At 65.2% G+C, this 19,227-nt stretch carries 16 protein-coding genes; 7 read left to right on the top strand and 9 right to left on the bottom strand.

Annotated features, from left to right (window positions below):
• The first annotated feature begins 10 nt into the window (after nucleotides 1-10).
• Nucleotides 11-577: an HdeD family acid-resistance protein gene (locus FM101_RS14930; RefSeq protein WP_087001072.1), complete on the top strand. Its 567-nt coding sequence runs from the start codon at nucleotides 11-13 to the stop codon at nucleotides 575-577.
• 119 nt (nucleotides 578-696) lie between these two features.
• Here FM101_RS14930 and FM101_RS14925 read toward each other — a convergent pair whose 3' ends face one another.
• The 3 genes from FM101_RS14925 to FM101_RS14915 are packed head-to-tail and all read right to left on the bottom strand — an operon-like array spanning nucleotide 697 to nucleotide 4,237.
• Nucleotides 697-1,572, bottom strand: coding sequence for a MaoC family dehydratase (locus FM101_RS14925; protein ID WP_087001070.1), 876 nt, complete (start codon nucleotides 1,570-1,572; stop codon nucleotides 697-699).
• A complete protein-coding gene (locus FM101_RS14920) occupies nucleotides 1,569-2,906 on the bottom strand; it encodes a 3-oxoacyl-ACP reductase (RefSeq protein ID WP_087001068.1) in 1,338 nt (445 codons plus the stop codon). Before FM101_RS14920 ends, FM101_RS14925 begins: the two co-directional genes overlap by 4 nt.
• Before the next feature lie 2 nt (nucleotides 2,907-2,908).
• A complete protein-coding gene (locus FM101_RS14915; protein ID WP_087001066.1) occupies nucleotides 2,909-4,237 on the bottom strand; it encodes an acetyl-CoA C-acetyltransferase in 1,329 nt (442 codons plus the stop codon).
• A gap of 64 nt (nucleotides 4,238-4,301) precedes the next feature.
• Here FM101_RS14915 and FM101_RS14910 point away from each other — a divergent pair, with 64 nt between their 5' ends.
• Both FM101_RS14910 and FM101_RS14905 read left to right on the top strand, forming a co-directional pair.
• A complete protein-coding gene (locus FM101_RS14910; protein WP_087001064.1) occupies nucleotides 4,302-5,054 on the top strand; it encodes a TetR/AcrR family transcriptional regulator in 753 nt (250 codons plus the stop codon).
• Entirely contained in the window at nucleotides 5,051-7,162 is a 2,112-nt protein-coding gene (locus FM101_RS14905; protein ID WP_241895165.1) for an acyl-CoA dehydrogenase, read from the top strand. The genes FM101_RS14910 and FM101_RS14905 overlap by 4 nt, the downstream gene beginning before the upstream one ends.
• Nucleotides 7,163-7,254: 92 nt before the next feature.
• On the opposite strand, the gene glgA is transcribed toward FM101_RS14905, so the two are convergent.
• A complete protein-coding gene (gene glgA / locus FM101_RS14900; RefSeq protein ID WP_087001060.1) occupies nucleotides 7,255-8,463 on the bottom strand; it encodes a glycogen synthase in 1,209 nt (402 codons plus the stop codon).
• Between the two features lie 104 nt (nucleotides 8,464-8,567).
• Between glgA and glgC the strand changes: the two genes are divergently transcribed.
• Genes glgC through pepN form a run of 3 tightly spaced genes read left to right on the top strand, consistent with a single transcriptional unit; the run spans nucleotide 8,568 to nucleotide 14,029 of the window.
• Nucleotides 8,568-9,809, top strand: a complete 1,242-nt coding sequence (gene glgC, locus FM101_RS14895) for a glucose-1-phosphate adenylyltransferase (protein WP_087001058.1) — start codon at nucleotides 8,568-8,570, stop codon at nucleotides 9,807-9,809.
• Between the two features lie 45 nt (nucleotides 9,810-9,854).
• Nucleotides 9,855-11,333, top strand: coding sequence for an SDR family oxidoreductase (locus tag FM101_RS14890; RefSeq protein WP_087001056.1), 1,479 nt, complete (start codon nucleotides 9,855-9,857; stop codon nucleotides 11,331-11,333).
• Between the two features lie 59 nt (nucleotides 11,334-11,392).
• A complete protein-coding gene (pepN, locus tag FM101_RS14885) occupies nucleotides 11,393-14,029 on the top strand; it encodes an aminopeptidase N (RefSeq protein ID WP_087001054.1) in 2,637 nt (878 codons plus the stop codon).
• 49 nt (nucleotides 14,030-14,078) lie between these two features.
• Here pepN and FM101_RS14880 read toward each other — a convergent pair whose 3' ends face one another.
• From FM101_RS14880 to FM101_RS14860, 5 genes are all read right to left on the bottom strand, one after another.
• The gene (locus FM101_RS14880) at nucleotides 14,079-15,185 is read right to left on the bottom strand and encodes a lipoate--protein ligase family protein (RefSeq protein ID WP_087001052.1); all 1,107 of its coding nucleotides are present in this window, start codon (nucleotides 15,183-15,185) and stop codon (nucleotides 14,079-14,081) included.
• A gap of 125 nt (nucleotides 15,186-15,310) precedes the next feature.
• Nucleotides 15,311-15,565, bottom strand: a complete 255-nt coding sequence (locus FM101_RS14875; RefSeq protein ID WP_087001050.1) for a type B 50S ribosomal protein L31 — start codon at nucleotides 15,563-15,565, stop codon at nucleotides 15,311-15,313.
• Between the two features lie 124 nt (nucleotides 15,566-15,689).
• Nucleotides 15,690-16,496 carry a TrmH family RNA methyltransferase gene (locus FM101_RS14870; protein ID WP_087001048.1) on the bottom strand — a complete coding sequence of 269 codons (807 nt, stop codon included), beginning with the start codon at nucleotides 16,494-16,496 and terminating at the stop codon, nucleotides 15,690-15,692.
• Complete coding sequence (locus tag FM101_RS14865) at nucleotides 16,496-17,290, bottom strand: sulfite exporter TauE/SafE family protein (protein WP_087001046.1); 795 nt, start codon at nucleotides 17,288-17,290, stop codon at nucleotides 16,496-16,498. The genes FM101_RS14870 and FM101_RS14865 overlap by 1 nt, the downstream gene beginning before the upstream one ends.
• Before the next feature lie 14 nt (nucleotides 17,291-17,304).
• A complete protein-coding gene (locus FM101_RS14860) occupies nucleotides 17,305-18,096 on the bottom strand; it encodes an ABC transporter ATP-binding protein (protein WP_087001182.1) in 792 nt (263 codons plus the stop codon).
• Between the two features lie 109 nt (nucleotides 18,097-18,205).
• On the opposite strand from FM101_RS14860, the gene serB reads away from it, so the two are divergent.
• Nucleotides 18,206-19,153 (top strand): phosphoserine phosphatase SerB, encoded by a 948-nt coding sequence (gene serB / locus FM101_RS14855; RefSeq protein WP_087001045.1) that lies wholly within the window; start codon nucleotides 18,206-18,208, stop codon nucleotides 19,151-19,153.
• Nucleotides 19,154-19,227 lie beyond the last annotated feature (74 nt).

Below are 19,227 nucleotides of genomic sequence, written 5' to 3'. Positions count from 1 at the left end.
AGAGGTAGAAGTGGCCAAGAGCGCGACCGTTTCCCCGTCCCAGTCCGTGGGCAATGCCATGTTGTGGCGTGGTGTGGTGTCCATCGTGTTCGGCATCATGGTGCTGGTCTGGCCGCAGGTGACCGTCGTGTTCTTCGTGGTCCTCTTTGGCATCTATGCGATCGTCGATGGCGTGGCTGCCGGCTCCCAATGGTTCAGCGCGCGACGAGGCCCGACGGCACGGCGCCACTCGGGATGGATCCTGGCCGGTGCCATCATCTCGATCCTGGCCGGATTGCTTGCACTGATCGCCCCCGGCTTGACGGCGTTGGCCGTGGCTCTGATCGTCGGCGCGTGGGCCTTGTTGCTGGGCATCACCCAAGTGGTCGTCGCCATCGCTGCCCGCAGGACGACGCCCTACTGGTGGGCGGGGTTGGTCTCCGGAATCCTGGCCATCCTCTTCGGGCTGCTCCTGGTGGTCGCCCCGGGGGTTGGCATCATCGGATTCCTCGGTGTGGTCGGCGCCTACGTGATCGTCTTTGGCATCGTCTTCGTTCTGGCGGGTTTCCAGATCCGTCGATCGACCCGACGCCCCTAGCCCCGGCCGGTGGTTTGGTGCCGGATTCCACCAACAACAAACCACCGTCACGCCCGAGCCCGAATTCCGAGCCCGGGGCTCCGCGCCGGCAGGGTTACCCCGGCCGGGTCGGCAGTTCCCTAGAGGGCGCGCACGGCTCCTTGGAAATGCCGGCGCCCCTTCTTCGCATTCCAGCCCTCGAAGCTCAGCAGCTTCCCGGTTGTGACCACCCCGAAGCTCACCGTGGACGGCAGTAGGACGGGGGCTTCGAACACGATGTCCCAGTGGTATCCGCCCTCGAGCGGAGCCGTCTGGGCCAGCGCCTTGCCGGCAAGGAACATGCCGTGGGCGATCTGGCGTTTCATGCCCAGCGCCTTGGCCGGCAGGGCCCCGAGGTGGATGGGGTTGTAGTCCCCCAGCACGGCAGCGTATTCACGTCCGGTTCCCGGCCCCAGACGCCAGGCGCCTGTTTGCCGTGGCGGGACGAACTCGGCCCGCTGGCCCCGGCGTTCTGGACGCTGACCGGCCCAGATGCCCTTGGCCAAGTAGGTGGAGGTGCCCACCCAAACGATTTCTGTTCCGACGCTGACCTCGCACACCACGTCCAGCTGAGTGCCGGCCTGGTGGTCGCGCAGCTTCTCGGTCCACGCCCGCACAGCCAGGACCTCATCGACACCCACCGGGCGCAGATGCTCGACCTGGTTGGACAGGTGGACCATCCCCAGCAGGGGCAAAGGGAAGTCACGCGCAGCCAACACGGACATGGCCACCGGGAAGACCGTGCCGTGGATGAAAACGCTCGGCAGATGGGGCCGGACGGTATCTCCGACCAACTGCTGGTAGGCCTCCAACCGCGACTGGTCGGCGACCACGCCGTGGACGCTGTGTTCTACCTCGGGCAGTACCAGTTCGGTCTTGGACCGGCTCAGCTGGTTGCGGACCTGATGCGCCACCGCCTCTGCATAGAGCCTGGGCAGCGCCGGGACGGCATCCAGTGGGACGAGGCGGCGACTCATGCGCCCACCAGTGACTGTCCGCAGACCCGGAGGGTTTGCCCGTTGATCCCCCCGGCGGCGTCGGAGGCCAGGAAGCCGATGGCTTCGGCCACGTCGAGCGGTTGGCCACCCTGCATCAGCGAGGGCAACAGCATCCGCCCCACGGCCCGGGTCGCCACGGGAATCTTCGCGGTCATCTCGGTCTCGATGAAACCGGGTGCGACGGCGTTGATGCCCCCATCGCGTTCGGCCATCGCCGACGCCGTGGAGGCGACCATGCCCATCACGCCGGCCTTCGAGGCGGCATAGTTGGTCTGGCCGCGGTTCCCGGCAATGCCGCTGGTGGAGGCCAGCGACACGATCCGCAGGCCGGGCAGGTCGGCGGCCAGGAACGCTTCGTTCATCCGCAGTTGCGATTCGATGTTCACCGCGATGACCGAATCCCACCGGGAGGCATCCATGTTGGCCAGAAGCTTATCGCGGGTGATTCCGGCATTGTGAATGACAATGTCCAGGTGCCCATGGCGCCCCACGGCGTGCTCCATGATCACTGCTGCGGCATCGTCCCGGGTGATATCGAGCTGCAAGGCCGTCCCACCGACGTCGTTCGCCACGGCCGCCAGCGATTCCCCGGCCTGGGGGACGTCAACGGCGACGATCGTGGCACCGTCACGGTGCAGGGTCCGGGCGATGGCGGCACCAATGCCTCGGGCGGCACCGGTGACCACGGCGACTTTTCCGGCCAACGGCTGGTCCCAGTCCCCCGGCAGGACACCGCGTTCGGATTCGACGGCGATGAACTGTCCATCGACGTAGGCACTGCGTCCGGAGAGCAGGAAGTGCAGGGCAGCTGCCGCCGAGGGGGCTGCGGCGCCGACGCCTTCTGCCAACAGGATGCCGTTGGCGGTGGCACCGCCACGCATTTCACGGCCCAAGGATCGCAATAAGCCGGTCACGCCCATCCGCGCTGCCGAACGTGCCGGTTCGTCGGCGGTGACGGGGGGACGTGATATGGAGACCACCCGCCCACCGGGCAGCAGGCTACGCAACGCGGCTCCTGCCTCCAGGGCGACGGCCGAAAGATCGCCGGGGGCTTCCACGGCGTCCAAGGCCAGAATCAGCGCACCGAGTTTTTCGGGCCCTCCCGCATGGCGGCGGACATCGAGTCCCCAGCCCAGCAGCGTCTCCGTCAGGTCGTGAGCGGCAGAGCCGGCGCCCAGGACGACGACCGGACCGGGGACCAGCGGCTTGCCGGGCTGATAGCGGCGCAAGATCGAGGGCCGTGGAAGCCCCAGCGTCTTGGCTAGCTGCTGAGTGATGCCGGTGTTGACGAGCTTCAAGTAGTTGTCGGCCATAATTAGCGTGCCTCCAAAATCGCGACGACGCCTTGACCGCCGGCTGCGCAGACGGAGATCAGGCCACGGCCCGAACCCTTCTCATGCAGCATCTTGGCCAGGGTGGCCACGATGCGTCCGCCGGTGGCGGCGAACGGGTGGCCGGCCGCCAGCGAGGAACCGTTGACGTTCAATCGGCTGCGGTCAATCGACCCCAGGGGGGCGTCGAGGCCCAGCTTTTCCCGGCAGAAGTCCGGATCCTCCCAGGCGGCGAGGGTGCTCAGGACCGTACCGGCGAAGGCCTCGTGGATCTCGTAGAAGTCGAAGTCTTGCAGTGTCAGGCCGTTGCGGGCCAGCAGGCGGGGTACCGCGTAGGCGGGGGCCATCAGCAGGCCTTCCTCGCCGTTGACGAAGTCCACGGCGCCCGCTTCGAAGTCCACAAAGTTGGCCAGCATCGGCAAATCGTGTTCGCGGGCGTAGTCCTCCGAGCCAATCAGCACGGCGGCAGCTCCATCGGTCAGCGGGGTGGAGTTCGCTGCAGTCATCGTGGCCCGGTCTCCCAGGTTCTTGCCGAAGGCAGGCTTGAGGCTACCCAGCTTCTCCAAGGTGCTGTCAGCACGCAGGTTCGTATCCCGGGTCACGCCACGGAACGGGGTGATGAGGTCATCGAAGAAGTGCCGGTCGTAGGCTGCCGCCATGTTCTTGTGGCTGGCCAGGGCGAGTTCGTCCTGGGCCTGGCGGGTGATGCCCCAAGCAGCCGTGGTGACCGCCTGATGGTCGCCCATCGATAGTCCGGTGCGGGGCTCCCCGGTACCCGGCGCTGCGGGGGAAAGATCCTTGGGACGGAACTTCGACAGGGCCGTCAGACGCTGCTGCAAAGTGCGGGCCCGGGTCAGTTCCAGCAAGACGGCACGCAGTCCCTCGCTGACGGCGATCGGCGCATCGGAGGTGGTGTCCACTCCGCCGCCGATTCCTGATTCGAGCTGTCCGAGTCGGATTTTATTGGCCAAGGATCCGATGGCCTCCATGCCGGTGGCACAAGCCATCTGCACGTCGTAGGCAGGCGTTGTCGGAGAGAGCGCAGTGCCCAGAACCGATTCACGGACCAGGTTGAAATCCTTGGAGTGCTTCAGGACGGCGCCGCCGGCGACAGCGCCGATGCGCTGACCCTGCAGCCCGAAGCGAGCCACCAGACCGTCCAGGGCGGCGGTGAGCATCTCCTGGTTCGAGGCCGTGGAGTATTTGCCGTTGGACCGGGCGAAGGGGATGCGGTTGCCGCCGATCACGACGGCGGGACGCAGACCGGTGGTGCCGGTCTGCGGGGACTGGGCGGGGGAAGCCGGTGCGGCCATGGAATGACTCCTGACGATGTGAAGTTGATTACCGATACCTAGCGTACCTGATACGCTGGGTATCGTGAACACTTCAGAGCCCCCCGCAACCAGCGGACCGGGCGCCACCGGCGACGGGCGCTCCGCCCGTTGGGATGCCCACCGTCAATCGCGGCGCACCGAATTGGTCAAAGCAGCCCGTTCGGTCATCCACCGCATCGGCCCCTCCGCCTCGATGGACGACTTCGCCGCAGCAGCAGGAACCTCGAAATCGGTCTTCTACCGGTACTTCCGCGATAAGGACGGTCTACGTCAGGCCATGGGCGAAATGGCCATCGGCCAGATGCGCGCCAAAGTCGTTGATGCCGCCCGTCGAGCCACCACCGAGGAATCAGGCCTCCGGGCCATGGTGAAGGCCTACCTGCAGATGGCTCAGACCTCCCCGAACGTCTACTTCTTCGTCACCGACACCGCGAGGGACCCCTTCCGCCCGGTTCCGGAGAAGACCGGCGACGCACCCTTGGATGATTTCTTTGCGGAAATCACTTCCATGATGAAGGACCGGATGCACGCCTATCTCAACGACCGCCACGGCACCACCGGAATCACCAGCCCGGCGCTCGAATTGTGGCCGACGGCCTCGATCGGCATGGTCAGAGCCGCCGGCGAAGCCTGGCTACGAACCGCCGCCTCCCCCCTCAAACCCGACGAACTTGAATTGACCGAGACCATCACCACCTGGCTGGTTTCCGGAATCACTGGGCATCCACCCGGTGCCCCCGAACAGTCTCAACACCCCAGCAATGAAGCTATTGAATTGGAAAGGCACACGACGTGACCCAGCAGAACACCGCAGGCTCCGGCCGGACAGAACCCCGCATCGACGTCGCCGCACTCGGAGAGCAGCTTTTGGGCAAGTGGGCGCAAGATCGCCGCACTTCGCGCCGGCTCGCTGGCCGCGAGGATCTCCAGCGCATCGAGGGCCAGTCCATGGACGAGCACCGCGAACGCGTCTTCAACCAGCTCTCCATCCTCGTGGACGAAGGCGCCATCCAGCGCGCCTTCCCCGAGGCGATGGGTGGGGCGAATAACCACGGCGGAAACATCGCCGCCTTCGAGGAACTCGTGGTCGCCGACCCATCGCTGCAGATCAAGGCCGGTGTGCAGTGGGGCCTCTTCGGCTCTGCGGTCCAACACCTGGGCAGCACGGAACACCACGAGAAGTGGCTTCCCGGGATCATGAACCTGGACATCCCCGGGGCCTTCGCGATGACGGAGATCGGACACGGTTCGGATGTGGCCAGCATCAACACCACCGCCACCTACGACCCGGACACCGAAGAATTCGTCATCCACACGCCGTTCAGGGCCGCGTGGAAGGAGTTTTTGGGTAACGCCGCGAAGCACGGTCGCGCAGCAGTGGTCTTCGCCCAACTGATCACCAACGGGGTCAAGCACGGTGTCCACGCCTTCTTTGTGCCCATCCGTGATGACAACGGCTTCCTGCCCGGTGTCGGTGGTGAGGATGATGGCTTGAAGGGTGGACTCAACGGCATCGACAACGGCCGTCTGCACTTCACCCAGGTGCGCATCCCACGGACCAACCTGCTCAACCGCTATGGCGATGTCGCCGTCGACGGCACCTACACCTCCCCCATTTCCAGCCCGGGCCGCCGGTTCTTCACGATGCTCGGCACCCTGGTCCAGGGGCGGGTCTCCCTCGACGGTGCGGCGGTGGCAGCTTCCAAGGTGGCTCTGCAGATCGCCACGACCTACGCCCACCAGCGCCGCCAGTTCAACGCGACCTCCACCGTGCAGGAGGAGACCTTGCTGGACTACCAGCGCCACCAGCGTCGCCTCATCCCCAGGATCGCGACCACCTACGCGATGTCCTTCGCCCATGAGGAACTATTGGAGAAGTTCGACGGCGTGTTCTCCGGCACCGCGGATTCCGACGAGGACCGGCAGGACCTGGAAACCTTGGCTGCCGCGTTGAAGCCGACCTCCACGTGGAACGCGCTCGACATCGTTCAGGAGTGCCGCGAGGCCACCGGCGGTTCCGGTTACATGACGAAGAACCGCTTCACCTCGCTTTACGCAGACCTCGATGTCTATGTGACCTTTGAAGGCGATAACACGGTGCTGCTGCAGCTGGTCGCCAAGCGCCTGCTCACCGACTACGCCCAGGAGTTCCGTCATCTCGACGCCGGGGTCCTGGCTCGCTATGTGGTCCGTCAGGCAGGCAACGTGGCCATCAACCGTTCCGGGCTGCGCCAGCTGGCCCAGACTTTCTCGGATACCGGTTCGGAAAAGCGCTCGGCGAATTTCCTCAAGGACGCCGAAACCCAGCGCGGTCTGCTGACCGACCGGGTCGGCACTGCCGTGGGCGAAGTCGCCGATGCCATGCGCGGGGCCGCCAAGCTCCCTCAGGCCGAGGGCGCCAAGGTATTCAACGAGCACCAGAACGAGATCATCGAGGCCGCTCGCGCCCACGCCGAACTGCTGCTCTGGGAGTCCTTCACCACGGCCCTCGGCAAAATCGAGGACGAGGGCACCCTCCAGATCATGACCTGGGTCCGTGACCTGTACGGCCTGCAGCTCATCGAGAAGGACCTGTCCTGGTACGTGATGCACGGACGCCTGTCCAACCAGCGGGCCCGCACGTTGGGCCCGTACATCAACCGTCTGCTCGCCCGGCTGCGTCCGCACGCCCAGGATCTGGTCGATGCCTTCGGCTACGGCCCCGAACACCTGCGGGCCGACATCTCCTCGGGTATCGAGGCGGAACGTCAGGACGAGGCGGCGGAGTACCTGCGTCGGGAGCGGGCGATGGCCGATGCCCCCATCGACGAAAAGGTCCTGGTCGCGCGGCGCAAGGCCGCTGAGAAGGCCAAGCGCAAGGCCGCGAAGTCCGCGGCGACGAAGGGCAAGAAGGTCGGCGCCTAGCCCCTACCGATGCAGCGGACGACGGCGGTGTTCCCGGGTTCCGGGAGCACCGCCGTCGTCCGCTGTTTTCTGAACCGTTCTGTCCGGTGTTCCTAGCGCCGGTACCCGTCGATCGCGTTGCGGTAGACCTCGAGGGTCCGCACGGCGATCGCGTCCCAGCTGAAGTGGTCCGCGGCCCGCTGCCGCCCGGCCACTCCCATGGCCTGGGTGCCTACCGGGTCCTCCAAGGCACGGTTCAACGCCGCGCCGAAATCCGCAACGAAACCTTCGACGTCCACCGGGGTGCCCGAAGCGTCGTCGAGTTGTTCCAGCGGAACCAGCAGGCCGGTCTCGCCATCGGCGACCACCTCGGGGATGCCGCCGACGGCGCTGGCGACCACTGCTGTGCCGCAGGCCATGGCTTCGAGGTTCACGATCCCCAACGGCTCATAGATGGACGGGCAGGCGAACACGGTCGCTTGGCTGAGAACCTGAATCAGTTCGTCACGCGGGAGCATGCGTTCGATCACGACGACGGCTTCGCGGGTAGCCCGGAGCCGGGCAATCAGCTCGGCCACTTCGGCCGCCAATTCCGGGGTGTCGGCGGCACCGGCACACAGCACCAGCTGGACGTCCGGTGGCAGCAGGGCTGCTGCCCGCAATAAATAGGGCACCCCCTTCTGCCGGGTGATCCGCCCGACGAAGGCCACGGTGCGTTTTTCGGGGTCGATGCCAAGCCCCGGCAGGGCCTCCAGGTCCGGTGCCGGATGCCAGGCGTCGACGTCGACCCCGTTATGCACCACGTGCACCCGTTCCGGGTCGACTCCGGGGTAGGCGTTCAAGATATCGCGGCGCATTCCCGCGGAAACCGCGATGACGGCATCGGCCCCGTGATAGGCCGTGGATTCGGCCCAGGAGCTGACCGCATAGCCGCCACCGAGTTGTTCGGCCTTCCACGGGCGCAGCGGCTCCAGGGAGTGGGCGCTCAGGACGTGGGGGACCCCGTGCATCATTGATCCCAGGTGGCCGGCGAAATTGGCGTACCAGGTATGGGAATGGATGATGTCCGTTCCCGCCAGGGCAGGGACGATGCGCAGATCGGTCCCCAGCGTCGCCACGGCCGGATTCGCGGTGGCCAGGTCCTCTGGCTCGGCATAGCTGGCCACCTGCGCCCCGTGGTAGTCCCCCGGGCGTTCGGCACCGAAGGCATGGACATGCAGTTCCGTCTGCGGGGCCAGCACACGAGCCAGCTCCGCGACGTGCACACCCGCCCCGCCATAGATGGCCGGCGGGAATTCCTTGGTCACAATGTCTACTCTCACAGCACCAACGTAGCCGCATAAGTGACTTCTGCCATAGTCTGATCCCAGAAGGTGCAGCCCGGCGGCCACCTCCGCCGGGAGGGAACGATCACTAGGGAGTCGGCATGCCCCAAAGAAAAGTCCTCGTCGTGGTTCTGGCTGGTGGGGAAGGCAAGCGGTTGATGCCGTTGACGGCCGACCGCGCCAAACCGGCGGTGCCGTTCGGGGGAAGCTATCGGCTGATCGACTTCGCGTTGTCTAATGTCGTGAACTCGGGCTACCTGCGGGTCGTGGTGCTCACGCAATATAAATCGCACAGCCTGGACCGCCATGTTTCCGAAACCTGGCGCATGTCCACCCAACTGGGCAACTATGTCGCTTCGGTTCCGGCCCAGCAGCGTCTGGGCAAGGACTGGTTCCTGGGCTCGGCGAACGCGATCTACCAGTCCCTGAACCTGATCCACGACGCCAAACCCGAATACGTGCTCGTCGTCGGCGCCGACCACGTGTATCGGATGGACTTCTCGGCAATGATCGACGCCCATGTCGCCGCCGGCGTTTCCGCCACCGTGGCCGCCGTGCGCCAGCCGCTGGAGCAGGTGAACCAGTTCGGCGTCATCGAGGTCGATGCGCAGACCCCCGGCAGGATCGCCGCCTTCCGCGAGAAACCCGATTCGACTCCTGGCCTCCCCGATGATCCGAGCAGCTTCCTGGCGTCGATGGGCAACTACGTCTTCTCGACGGATGCCCTGCTGGAGGCGCTGGAGTCGGATAACGTCCGGGATGACACCAAACACGATATGGGTGCCGACATCATCCCCGCCTTCGTGGAAAGCGGGGATTGCGGGGTCTATGACTTCTCGGCCAATCCGGTCCCGGGCGAGGACGCCTCCCTCATACGCTATTGGCGCGACGTGGGAACATTGGATTCCTATTATGAAGCGCATATGGATCTCGTCGCCCCGATCCCGCAGTTCAATCTGTACAACCAGGAGTGGCCGATCCACACCCGCCACCACAGCTCACCTCCCTCCAAACTCGTGCGCTCCAAGAACGGAACCCCCGGCGAAGCCCATGACTCGCTGCTGGCCGCCGGGGTGGTGATCACCGGAGGCACGGTCACCCGCTCCGTGATCTCCACGGACGCACGGGTCGAACACGGGGCCCAGGTCACCGATTCGGTCCTGCTCGACAACGTCGTCATCGGCGCCGGAGCCACGGTGAAGCACGCCATCATCGACAAGAACGTGGTGGTCCCTGCCGGGGCCCGTATCGGGGTGGACCATGAGGTGGATCGGGCGCGTGGATTCCTGGTCACCGAATCCGGATTGACCGTCTTGTCCAAGGGCCAGCAGATCGACGCCTAGACCGACTCGGTGGACGCGGCGTGGGGGCGGTAGAGTTCTCCCGTCATGACTGAACATTCCTTCCCCATCGCCGCCGACGATCTGGCCGCCTGCCTGAGCGTCCTCGAGCGCATCCACGAACTCCCCGACGACAACGAACAATTCATCGCCGTGCGCCGCGCCACCGCGAAGATGTTCAAGGAGGTCAAACGCGCCCGCCGGACCGACGCCCGCCAAGCGGTGGTGGAGGCCGACAGGAAAGTCATGGAACGCACCGCCACCGGAGCCGCCAACCGTCTGGATGACGAAACCGAAGGGCTGGACCTTTCCACCAGCTCGGCGGGCTCCAGCGCCGGGGAATACCAGCAACCGCGCAAATGCTACGTCTGCAAACAGCCCTTCACGAAGGTTGACGCCTTCCACCATCTGTTATGCCCCGATTGCGCCGCCGGGGGCAGGCATTGGCGCGAAGCCCGGGTGGACCTGAGTGGACGCCGAGCCCTACTCACCGGCGGGCGCGCCAAAATTGGCATGCATATCGCCTTGCGGCTCCTGCGCGACGGCGCCCACACCACCATCACCACCCGCTTCCCGGCCGACGCGGCCCGACGCTTCGCGGCACTGGATGACAGTGCCGACTGGTTGCACCGGTTGCGTATCGTCGGGATCGACCTCCGTGATCCCTCGCAGGTGGTCTCGCTAACGGAACAGCTCATCGCCGCCGGCCCCCTGGACATCCTGATCAATAATGCCGCACAAACGGTTCGTCGTTCCGGCGAGGCCTACCGTCACCTGATTGAATCCGAGGCACAACCGCTAGCCCCCGAGCTAACCTATGCCCAAGGCGGCCCCGAGATCTGGGGCGCAGGACAAGCACCACAAGCCCACCCCCAGGCATTGGCAGCTGCCTTTGACTTGGACACCGGGGCCGTGGAATCGGCGGCGGCGTTGGCTCCAGGGCGGCTGGCCGAATTGGCGATGACCGCAGGCTCGGCCTCCTGGGACCGTGTGGCCGCCGGAACCGCCATCGATGCCGGAGGGTTGGTCCCGGACTTGGTCAGCGTGAACAGCTGGACCCACACGCTGGGTCAGGTGGAGGCGCTGGAACTGCTGGAGGTCCAGCTGTGCAATGTCACGGCCCCGTTCCTGCTGGCGAGCCTGTTGCGTCCGGCAATGGCCGCCTCCTCCTTCAAACGCAAGTACATCGTGAACGTCTCGGCGATGGAGGGGCAGTTCTCCCGGGTCTATAAGGGGCCGGGACACCCTCATACCAATATGGCGAAAGCCTCGTTGAACATGCTGACCCGCACCTCGGCAGAGGAACTGTTCGAGACCGATGGCATCCTCATGACGGCGGTGGATACCGGCTGGATCACCGACGAACGCCCACACGAATCCAAGATCCGACACGCCGCCGGAGGCTGGCACGCCCCCTTGGATCTGATCGACGGGGCGGCCCGGGTCTACCATCCGATCGTCGCCGGGGAGGAGGGCACCGATCTGCGGGGCTGCTTCATCAAGGACTACCGCCCCTCCCCCTGGTAACCAGCGAAAGAACGACCCAACGGTGATCTTCAACACCTGTTTCATGGTTGAATGGCCCCGTGGAGAATCAGCAGCCCAGAAACCAGAACCTGTCCCGCGATGAGGCCGCCGAGCGCGCCCGGATCCTCTGTGTCGACTCCTATGAAGTCGATCTCGATCTGACCGGCGCCCCGGATCCCGCGGTCTCCGGCTACCGATCCCGGACGCGGATCGCGCTCACCGCCCATGTCGCCGGCGAAGAGACCTTCCTGGACTTCATCCATGGTGGCGTGGCCTCGGTGGTCCATAACGGCAAGTCCTTGGATCCCGCCACGGCGGTCCGTGGTTCCCGGATCCACTTCACCCCCACGGAAGGCCACAACCTCGTTGAGGTCGACGGCACGGCCCTCTACTCGACCTCCGGAGAGGGCATGCACCGGTTCGTTGACCCGGTGGACGGCCAGACCTACCTGTACACCCAGTACGAGCCGGCCGATGCCCGTCGCGTCTTTGCGAACTTCGAACAACCCGACCTCAAGGCCCCCTTCACCTTCACCGTAACGGCGCCCGCACACTGGCATGTCGCCTCCAACCAGTCGGTGGCCGAACGCAGCGAACACGGCAACGGGATGGCAACCTCGCTCTTCGCCCCGACGCTGCCCATCTCGACCTACATCACCACGATCCTCGCCGGGCCGTACCACTACGTCACCGACAGCTGGTCCCGGCGTCTCGAGGACGGCAGCACGCTGACCGTGCCCTTGGGTCTGAGCTGCCGCGCCTCACTGGCCGGAAACTTCGACGCCGACGCACTTTTCACCACCACACGACAGGGACTGGACTTCTTCCACGACCTCTTCGACTACCCCTACCCCTGGGGCAAATACGATCAGGCCTTCGTCCCCGAATATAATCTCGGCGCCATGGAGAACCCCGGTCTGGTGACCTTCACCGAGAACTACGTCTTCACCTCGCGGGCCACCGAGGCCCAGTACGAGGGGCGCGCAAATACGATCATGCACGAGATGGCGCATATGTGGTTCGGGGACCTGGTGACGATGCGCTGGTGGGATGACCTGTGGCTGAAGGAATCCTTCGCCGACTTCATCGGAACCCTCGCCGTGGCCGAAGCCACCGATTTCAACACCGCCTGGGTAACCTTCGCGAACCGGCGGAAGGCCTGGGCCTACGTCCAGGACCAGCTGCCGACCACCCACCCGATCGTCGCGGACATCCCCGATCTGGAAGCGGCCCGGCAGAACTTCGATGGCATCACCTACGCCAAGGGGGCCTCGGTTCTGAAGCAACTGGACGCCTACGTGGGACGCGACGCCTTCATCTCGGCCGCCCGCACCTACTTCCGTCGCCACGAATACGGCAACACCACGCTCGCGGACTTCTTGGCCGTCCTTGAGGAGGCATCGGGCCGGGATATGGGGGCCTGGTCCGAAGCATGGCTGCGCACCGCAGGTGTCGGTTCGCTGCAGGTCGAACTGACCGAGCACGACGGCGTTGTCACCTCGGCGGTCATTGTCCAGGACGGGGCGGATCCCACCACCGGCTCCCCCGCCATCCGCCCGCACACCCTGGGGGTGGGAACCTTCGAACTGCGTGAGGGCGTCCTGCAGCGCACCGGAGGCTTCAGACTCGATGTCACCGGTTCCAGCACCGAGGTGCCCGAACTCCTCGGCCGGCCCCGCCCCGGCGTCGTGCTCCCGAATGACGGGGACCTGACCTATGCCAAGGTCAGATTCGACGAGGCCACCCTGGGGGTCCTGCTCGAACACCTGGGAACGTTGACCGAGCCGCTGGCCCGGGCGACCGCCTGGGCAGCCCTGTGGTCCATGGTCCGCGACGGTCTGCTCCCGGCGCCGGTCTTCCTGGCTGCCGTGCGGCGCCACGTGGCCACGATCAGCGATGTCGGGGTCCTGTCGATGATTCTCGGCCAGGCCGAAACCGCGGTGCAGCGCTATTGCCCGCCCCATATCAGGGATGCCGAGCACCGGAAGCTGGCTCAGGCTTTGCACGATTTCCTGCTCGCCGCCGAGCCGGGCTCCGATGCCCAACTCGCCTTTGCCCGGGCACTGGCCGAGTTGGCCCGTGCCGGTGAGCTCGACCAGGTAGTGGCCGGGCTGCTGGAGGGCAGTCTCACGGTGGAAGGGCTCCGGGTCGACGAACAACTACGTTGGGCCCTTTTGCAGGCCGGAGCGGCCCGCGGTCAGATCACGACCTCCACGCTGGAAGCCGAACGCCAAGCCAACCCGTCGGCGGTCGCCACCGTGGGACAGGCCCTGGCCTGGGCAGCCCGTCCGGAGGCGCAGGTCAAGCAGGCGGCCTTCGACGCCGCCCTGTCGGGGACCGACGCCGAGGGCGCGGTCCTGTCCAACGATGTCCTCAGCGCCACGGTCAATGGTTTCCTCATCGGTGGCCATGAACTGATCGATGACTACTACACACGCTACTGGCCGGCCCTGGCCGATATTTGGGAGCAAAAGAGTATTGGTCTGGCCACCCGGATCGTCCAGGGCCTCTTCCCCCTGGACCAAGACCTGGGCACCGAGACACCGGAGCAGCATCGTGTCGTCCGCAACGCGGACAGCTGGCTGATCGAGAACGCCCAGGCCCCACGGGCACTGCGTCGGATCATCATCGAACAGCGTGACCAGCTGGTCCGCACCCTGCGCGGGCAGGCGGCCGTCATGGCTTCACGGCCCTGATCAGGACCAGAATCGTCGAGCGCCGGGGCAACCCCCGGCGCTCGACGGGTCAGGGGACCCGGTTCAACCATTCGTCGGTGCGGAACTTCTCATCCGCGAGGCGCTCGGCCCGGGCCAAGGTGTTCTCATCGAGTTCGGTCCGGGTGGCGCCATAACGCTGAATAAACGTGGAGATCATCGTCTCGATGATCTCGTGCCGCGGGATACCGGCCTGACGTTTGAGCGGGTCCACCCGCTTCTTCGCGCTGGCGATGCCCTTATCTGAAATCTTCTCCTGGCCGATGCGCAGAACCTCGGTCATTTTTTCGGCGTCGATATCGTAGCTCATGGTCACGTGATGCAGGATCGCACCGCCGGCGAAACGCTTTTGTGCGGCACCACCGATTTTTCCCTGCGGGGTCGCGATATCGTTCAGCGGCTTATAGAAGGCCTCCACCCCCAGCCGCTGCAAGGAGTCCATCACCCAGGCGTCCAGGAAGGGGTAGGAATCGGCGAAGCTCATGCCGTCCACCAACGAGGCCGGAAGATAGAGCGAATAGGTGACACAGTTGCCGGCTTCCATGAACATGGCCCCGCCACCGCTGATGCGTCGCACCACGGTCACTCCATGGCGTTGAGCTCCTGCGGGGTTGATCTCGTTGCGGACCGACTGGAAACTGCCGATCGCCACTGCCGGTTCGTTCCAGTCCCAGATCCGCAGGGTCGGCTTCCGGGTTCCCTCCATGACTTCGCGGGTCATCACTTCGTCAAGCGAGACATTCACGGCGATGGGTAGTGAGCGTGGTCCGATGACCTCCCAGTCGTGATCGGCCCAGGTGGTGGCCAGTCCCAGCGCCCTGCGGACCGCGGTGGCCACGGCCGACGGGTCGAATCCGAACATGACGGCGTCGTGGCCCACCGCCGTGCCGACGGCTCCACTGATCACCGCATGCGGGGCCGAGGTTTCCATCCCCACCAAGGCGGCGTTGATGTCATCGAGGGCCTCATCGGGTTCAAGGAAGAAGTCCCCGTTGATGTTGGCGCGAACAATCCGTGCTGCCGCTCCCTCTCCGGCGACTTCCAGATCCGCGACCACGAGCTTTCCTCCGTGGACCTTGAATTCGCCGTGATGGGTATAGGGCGTGCTATCTAGCTGGGGAAGATCTTCGACTGGCATGATTCCATCCTAATGACCCCTCCACCCGTTGCCGATCACCCGACGGTCCGGAGATGCGGGGAAGCCATCGAACCGTTAACGACAAAAGGACCCCGAAGGGTCCTTTTGCCACATGAAGTGTCCGCTTACTTCTTGCCGAAGTTCTTGAAGCGGGCGTTGAAGCGCTCGACGCGGCCGGCCGAGTCCATGATGCGCTGCTTACCCGTGTAGAACGGGTGTGATGCTGCCGAGATTTCGACGTCGATCACCGGGTACGTCTTGCCGTCTTCCCACTCGATCGTCTTGTTCGACGAACGGGTGGAGCGGGTCAGGACCTTTTCGCCGGAGGCGAGGTCGTTGAACACGACTGCCTCGTACTTCGGGTGGGTGTTGGACTTCATGAGGAAAACCTTTGTTCGAGCCACTGGATTTTGCCAGCAACCATACGGGTAAAGCCGTTCCGTTCGACACGGAACCGACTACTTACTGTAGCTCACCGGCAGATGTCGAGAAAAATCGCCGCGCCTATCGCGCGCGCAGTTCCCACATGGCAACGGTCGAGGCGGCAGCAACATTCAGTGAGTCCACACCGTCACGCATGGGGATCACCACTGCCAGGTCCACGGCGGCGAGGGTCTCGGGCGAAACGCCGGCCCCTTCGGTGCCCAGCACCAGGGCCAACCGGTCAATCTTCTCTGCGGCTACCTCATCGATGGGGCGCGACGATTCGGTGACCTCCAGAGCGGCGAGGGTGAACCCTGCCCGGCGTATCCCCTCCAACCCGTGGCCCCAATCCTCGAGTCGGGCCCACGGAATCTGGAAGACCCCGCCCATGCTGACCCGGATCGACCGGCGATACAACGGATCGGCACAGCGAGGGGAGACCAGTACCGCGTCCACCCCCAAGGCAGCTGCCGAACGGAAGATCGCCCCGAGGTTGGTGTGATCCACGATGTCCTCGAGCAATAGCACCCGGCGTGCCCCGGCCAGGACGTCGCTCACCGGAACCGGTTGTGGCCGGTTCATGGCGGCCAGCGCCCCACGGTGCAGGTGGAAGCCGGTGATTTCTTCCAGCACCCCCGGGGCGCCAACGAAGGCCGGGACGTCGGGATGGGCTTGGAGGACATCGGAGAGCCCCTCAAGCCATTTATCGGCCAGGAAGAAGGAGCGTGGCACATGCCCGGCCGTCAGGGCGCGACGCAGGACCTTGGAACTTTCGGCGATATAGAGTCCACGCCCCGGATCGGTGCGTTGGCGCAGGGCCGCGTCCGAGAGCGCCACATAATCTGCGACGCGGGGGTCTGCCGCTGATTCGAGCCGAATGATCGGCATCAGGCGACCAGCTTGCCGATCATGGTCACCAGGGCCACGAGCCCGAGCACCACGATAAAGGATCGCAGCAGCAGTGGTGAGAGCTTCCGGCCGACCCGGGCCCCGATGAATCCGCCGACCAGTGAACCGCCGGCGATGAGCAGGACGATCAGCCAGTTGATCCGGTCGAAGGCAAAGAGCAGATAGGACACGGCGGCGACCAGGTTCACCACCAGCGAGAGGATGACCTTGATCGCGTTGGACTGCTGGAGGGAACCGTGGAAGAAGATTCCCAGTACGGCCATGAGCAGGATGCCCTGGGCTGCGGTGAAGTAGCCGCCGTAGACACCGATGAGGAACACCAGGATGTAGACCAGCGGGGAGAGTTTCTGCTCGTCAACGTGGGTCGGGCGCAGCGGGTCGCCACTTTGTCGTTCGCGCACCCACCGCGCCAACCGTGGCTGGAAGATCACCAGCAGGATCGCGATCGCAATGAGCACTGGGGCGACGTAGCCGAAGACCGTCTCGGGAAGGTGCAGCAACAGAAAAGCGCCCAGAATGCCGCCCACAAGCGAGGCTGGAACCAGTTTCAGCATCGTCTTGGGGACGGTGCGCGCTTCCTGTCGGTACCCCCAGGCACCGGAGAAGCCGCCGGCTACCAGTCCCATGGCGTTGGAGATGATGGAGTTGACCGGGGCGAAGCCCAAGGCAACCAGGACCGGGAACGTCACCAGCGAGCCGGAGCCGACGATCGTGTTGATCGTTCCCGCCCAGAGCCCGGCAAAAAGGACGAGGAGTTCTCTCCAAAATTCCATACGCTGGGTTGGTCCTAGGCGCCGTGTCGGGCGACGGCCGTGTAACGGCCCTCGTCAACGCGCAAGCGCAGGTCCAGCTCGAAAGTCTCCGAGAGGTTGGCTTCGGTCAGTGTCGTGGCGATGGGCCCGGCCGAGACGATCTTGCCCTCGTGGAGCAGCATCGCGTGGGTGAAGCCCGGAGGGATTTCTTCGAGGTGGTGGGTGACCAGGACCATGGCCGGGGCCTCTTCGTCGGCGGCGAGCTCCGAGAGGCGGGCCACCAGATCTTCGCGTCCTGCCAAGTCCAGTCCGGCGCCGGGTTCGTCCAGGAGCAACAGCTCCGGGTCGGTCATCAGCGCCCGGGCAATCTGGACGCGCTTGCGTTCGCCGTCGGACAAGGAACCGAATTTTCTGTTGATCAGGGTGGACATGCCCCAGTCGTGCAGCAAGGAGAAGGCCCGGCGCTCGTCCATGGGCTCATACTGTTCGCGCCAGCGGCCGGTGGTGCCGTAGGAGGCGGTAACCACGGCGTTGAGCACCGTTTCGTGGGCGGGGATATGGGTGGCCAGCGCACCCGAGGACAGGCCGATCCGTGGACGCAGTTCGAAGACATCGACGCGTCCGAGGGTTTCGTCAAGAATCTCAGCGGTACCACGTGTGGGGTGCATCCGGGCGGCGGCGATCTGCAACAGGGTGGTTTTCCCGGCCCCGTTGGGACCCAGAACGACCCACCGTTCGTCCTCCTTCACCTGCCAGTCGATGCTCGTCAAGAGGTTCTTTTGACCCCGGACCACGTCGATACCGGTAAAGGAGAGCACATCATTCATGATCAAAACACTAAGGCAATACCTAGGTGATCGGCCAAATGCTACCGGTGCGCCGCCTCACCGCGTCGCGAAGTAGCGCTGAGGAGTCCCAGCAGATAAGAATCGTTCCATGAAGATCAGCAGGTACCTCATCTCGCATCAGCGCCTCGCCCCCTCCCCTGACCACAGCGTGGAGAACCGCGCGGCATCCGACGGGCGGCAGGCCAACGCACTGGACCCATCCCAGCTCGAGGCCCTGCTGGAGGCCCACGGGTTCACGGTGGTTTCCTCCACTGGCTTCTCGGGGCCCGGTTACCGAGGAACACGCAGGGCTCTGGCTCGGAGGACGCCGGAAGATTCCCCCGGCGCACAAACGAAGGCCTTGCTGGAACGGCTTGTTGATGACGTTGCCTGGCACGCCGTGGTGCCCGCCACGCTCTTTGAGGCCCCCCGCAAACTGCTGGTGATGGATGTCGATTCCACGTTGATCCAACAAGAGGTCATCGAACTGCTGGCCGCCCATGCTGGACGTGAGTCTGAAGTCGCCGCTGTCACCGAGGCGGCCATGCGCGGGGAATTGGACTTCGCCGAGAGCCTCCACGCCCGGGTCGCCACCCTGGCTGGGCTGGATGCCGGGGTCGTCGAACAGGTGCGCGCCTCCGTCGTCCTTTCACCTGGAGCCCGGGAACTGATCGAAGCCTGCCATGCCGGCGGCCACCTGGTGGGCGTCGTCTCCGGCGGCTTCCTCCAGATCCTCCGGCCCCTGGCCGAGGAATTGGGCCTGGATTTCGCCTTGGCCAACGATCTGGGCGTCACGGCGGGCCGGCTCACCGGAACCGTCCACGGAGCCGTCGTCGATGCAGCCGCCAAGGAGTCATCCCTCAGGGCGTGGGCCGCCGAGGCTGGCATCCCCCTCGAACACACCATCGCAGCTGGTGACGGTGCCAATGACGTGCACATGGTCCGTGCCGCGGGACTCGGAATCGCCTATGGCGCGAAGCCTGCCTTACGAGCGGCCGCCGATGCCGTCATTGACCTGCCGCGCCTGGACATCGTCCGGCATCTGGCGGGTATTTGATCATGACGATTGCATAACTACCTGACCCGGGGGGCACGTGCAGCACTATAGCGCGTGTCCGCGGCGCTAGGATT

The sequence above is a fragment of the Arthrobacter rhombi genome (genome assembly GCF_900163545.1).
GTDB lineage: Bacteria > Actinomycetota > Actinomycetes > Actinomycetales > Micrococcaceae > Arthrobacter_H > Arthrobacter_H rhombi_A.
This window is presented reverse-complemented; position numbering and strand designations above follow the sequence as displayed.

Excerpts from the sequence above, each read along its gene's own strand:
- FM101_RS14860 (WP_087001182.1), bottom strand. The coding sequence starts at position 18,096 with ATGAATGATGTGCTCTCCTTTACCGGTATCGACGTGGTCCGGGGTCAA.
- FM101_RS14870 (WP_087001048.1), bottom strand. The coding sequence starts at position 16,496 with ATGCCGATCATTCGGCTCGAATCAGCGGCAGACCCCCGCGTCGCAGAT.
- FM101_RS14875 (WP_087001050.1), bottom strand. The coding sequence starts at position 15,565 with ATGAAGTCCAACACCCACCCGAAGTACGAGGCAGTCGTGTTCAACGAC.
- FM101_RS14915 (WP_087001066.1), bottom strand. The coding sequence starts at position 4,237 with ATGGCCGCACCGGCTTCCCCCGCCCAGTCCCCGCAGACCGGCACCACC.
- FM101_RS14880 (WP_087001052.1), bottom strand. The coding sequence starts at position 15,185 with ATGCCAGTCGAAGATCTTCCCCAGCTAGATAGCACGCCCTATACCCAT.
- FM101_RS14865 (WP_087001046.1), bottom strand. The coding sequence starts at position 17,290 with ATGGAATTTTGGAGAGAACTCCTCGTCCTTTTTGCCGGGCTCTGGGCG.
- FM101_RS14890 (WP_087001056.1), top strand. The coding sequence starts at position 9,855 with ATGACTGAACATTCCTTCCCCATCGCCGCCGACGATCTGGCCGCCTGC.
- FM101_RS14925 (WP_087001070.1), bottom strand. The coding sequence starts at position 1,572 with ATGAGTCGCCGCCTCGTCCCACTGGATGCCGTCCCGGCGCTGCCCAGG.
- serB (WP_087001045.1), top strand. The coding sequence starts at position 18,206 with ATGAAGATCAGCAGGTACCTCATCTCGCATCAGCGCCTCGCCCCCTCC.
- FM101_RS14920 (WP_087001068.1), bottom strand. The coding sequence starts at position 2,906 with ATGGCCGACAACTACTTGAAGCTCGTCAACACCGGCATCACTCAGCAG.
- glgC (WP_087001058.1), top strand. The coding sequence starts at position 8,568 with ATGCCCCAAAGAAAAGTCCTCGTCGTGGTTCTGGCTGGTGGGGAAGGC.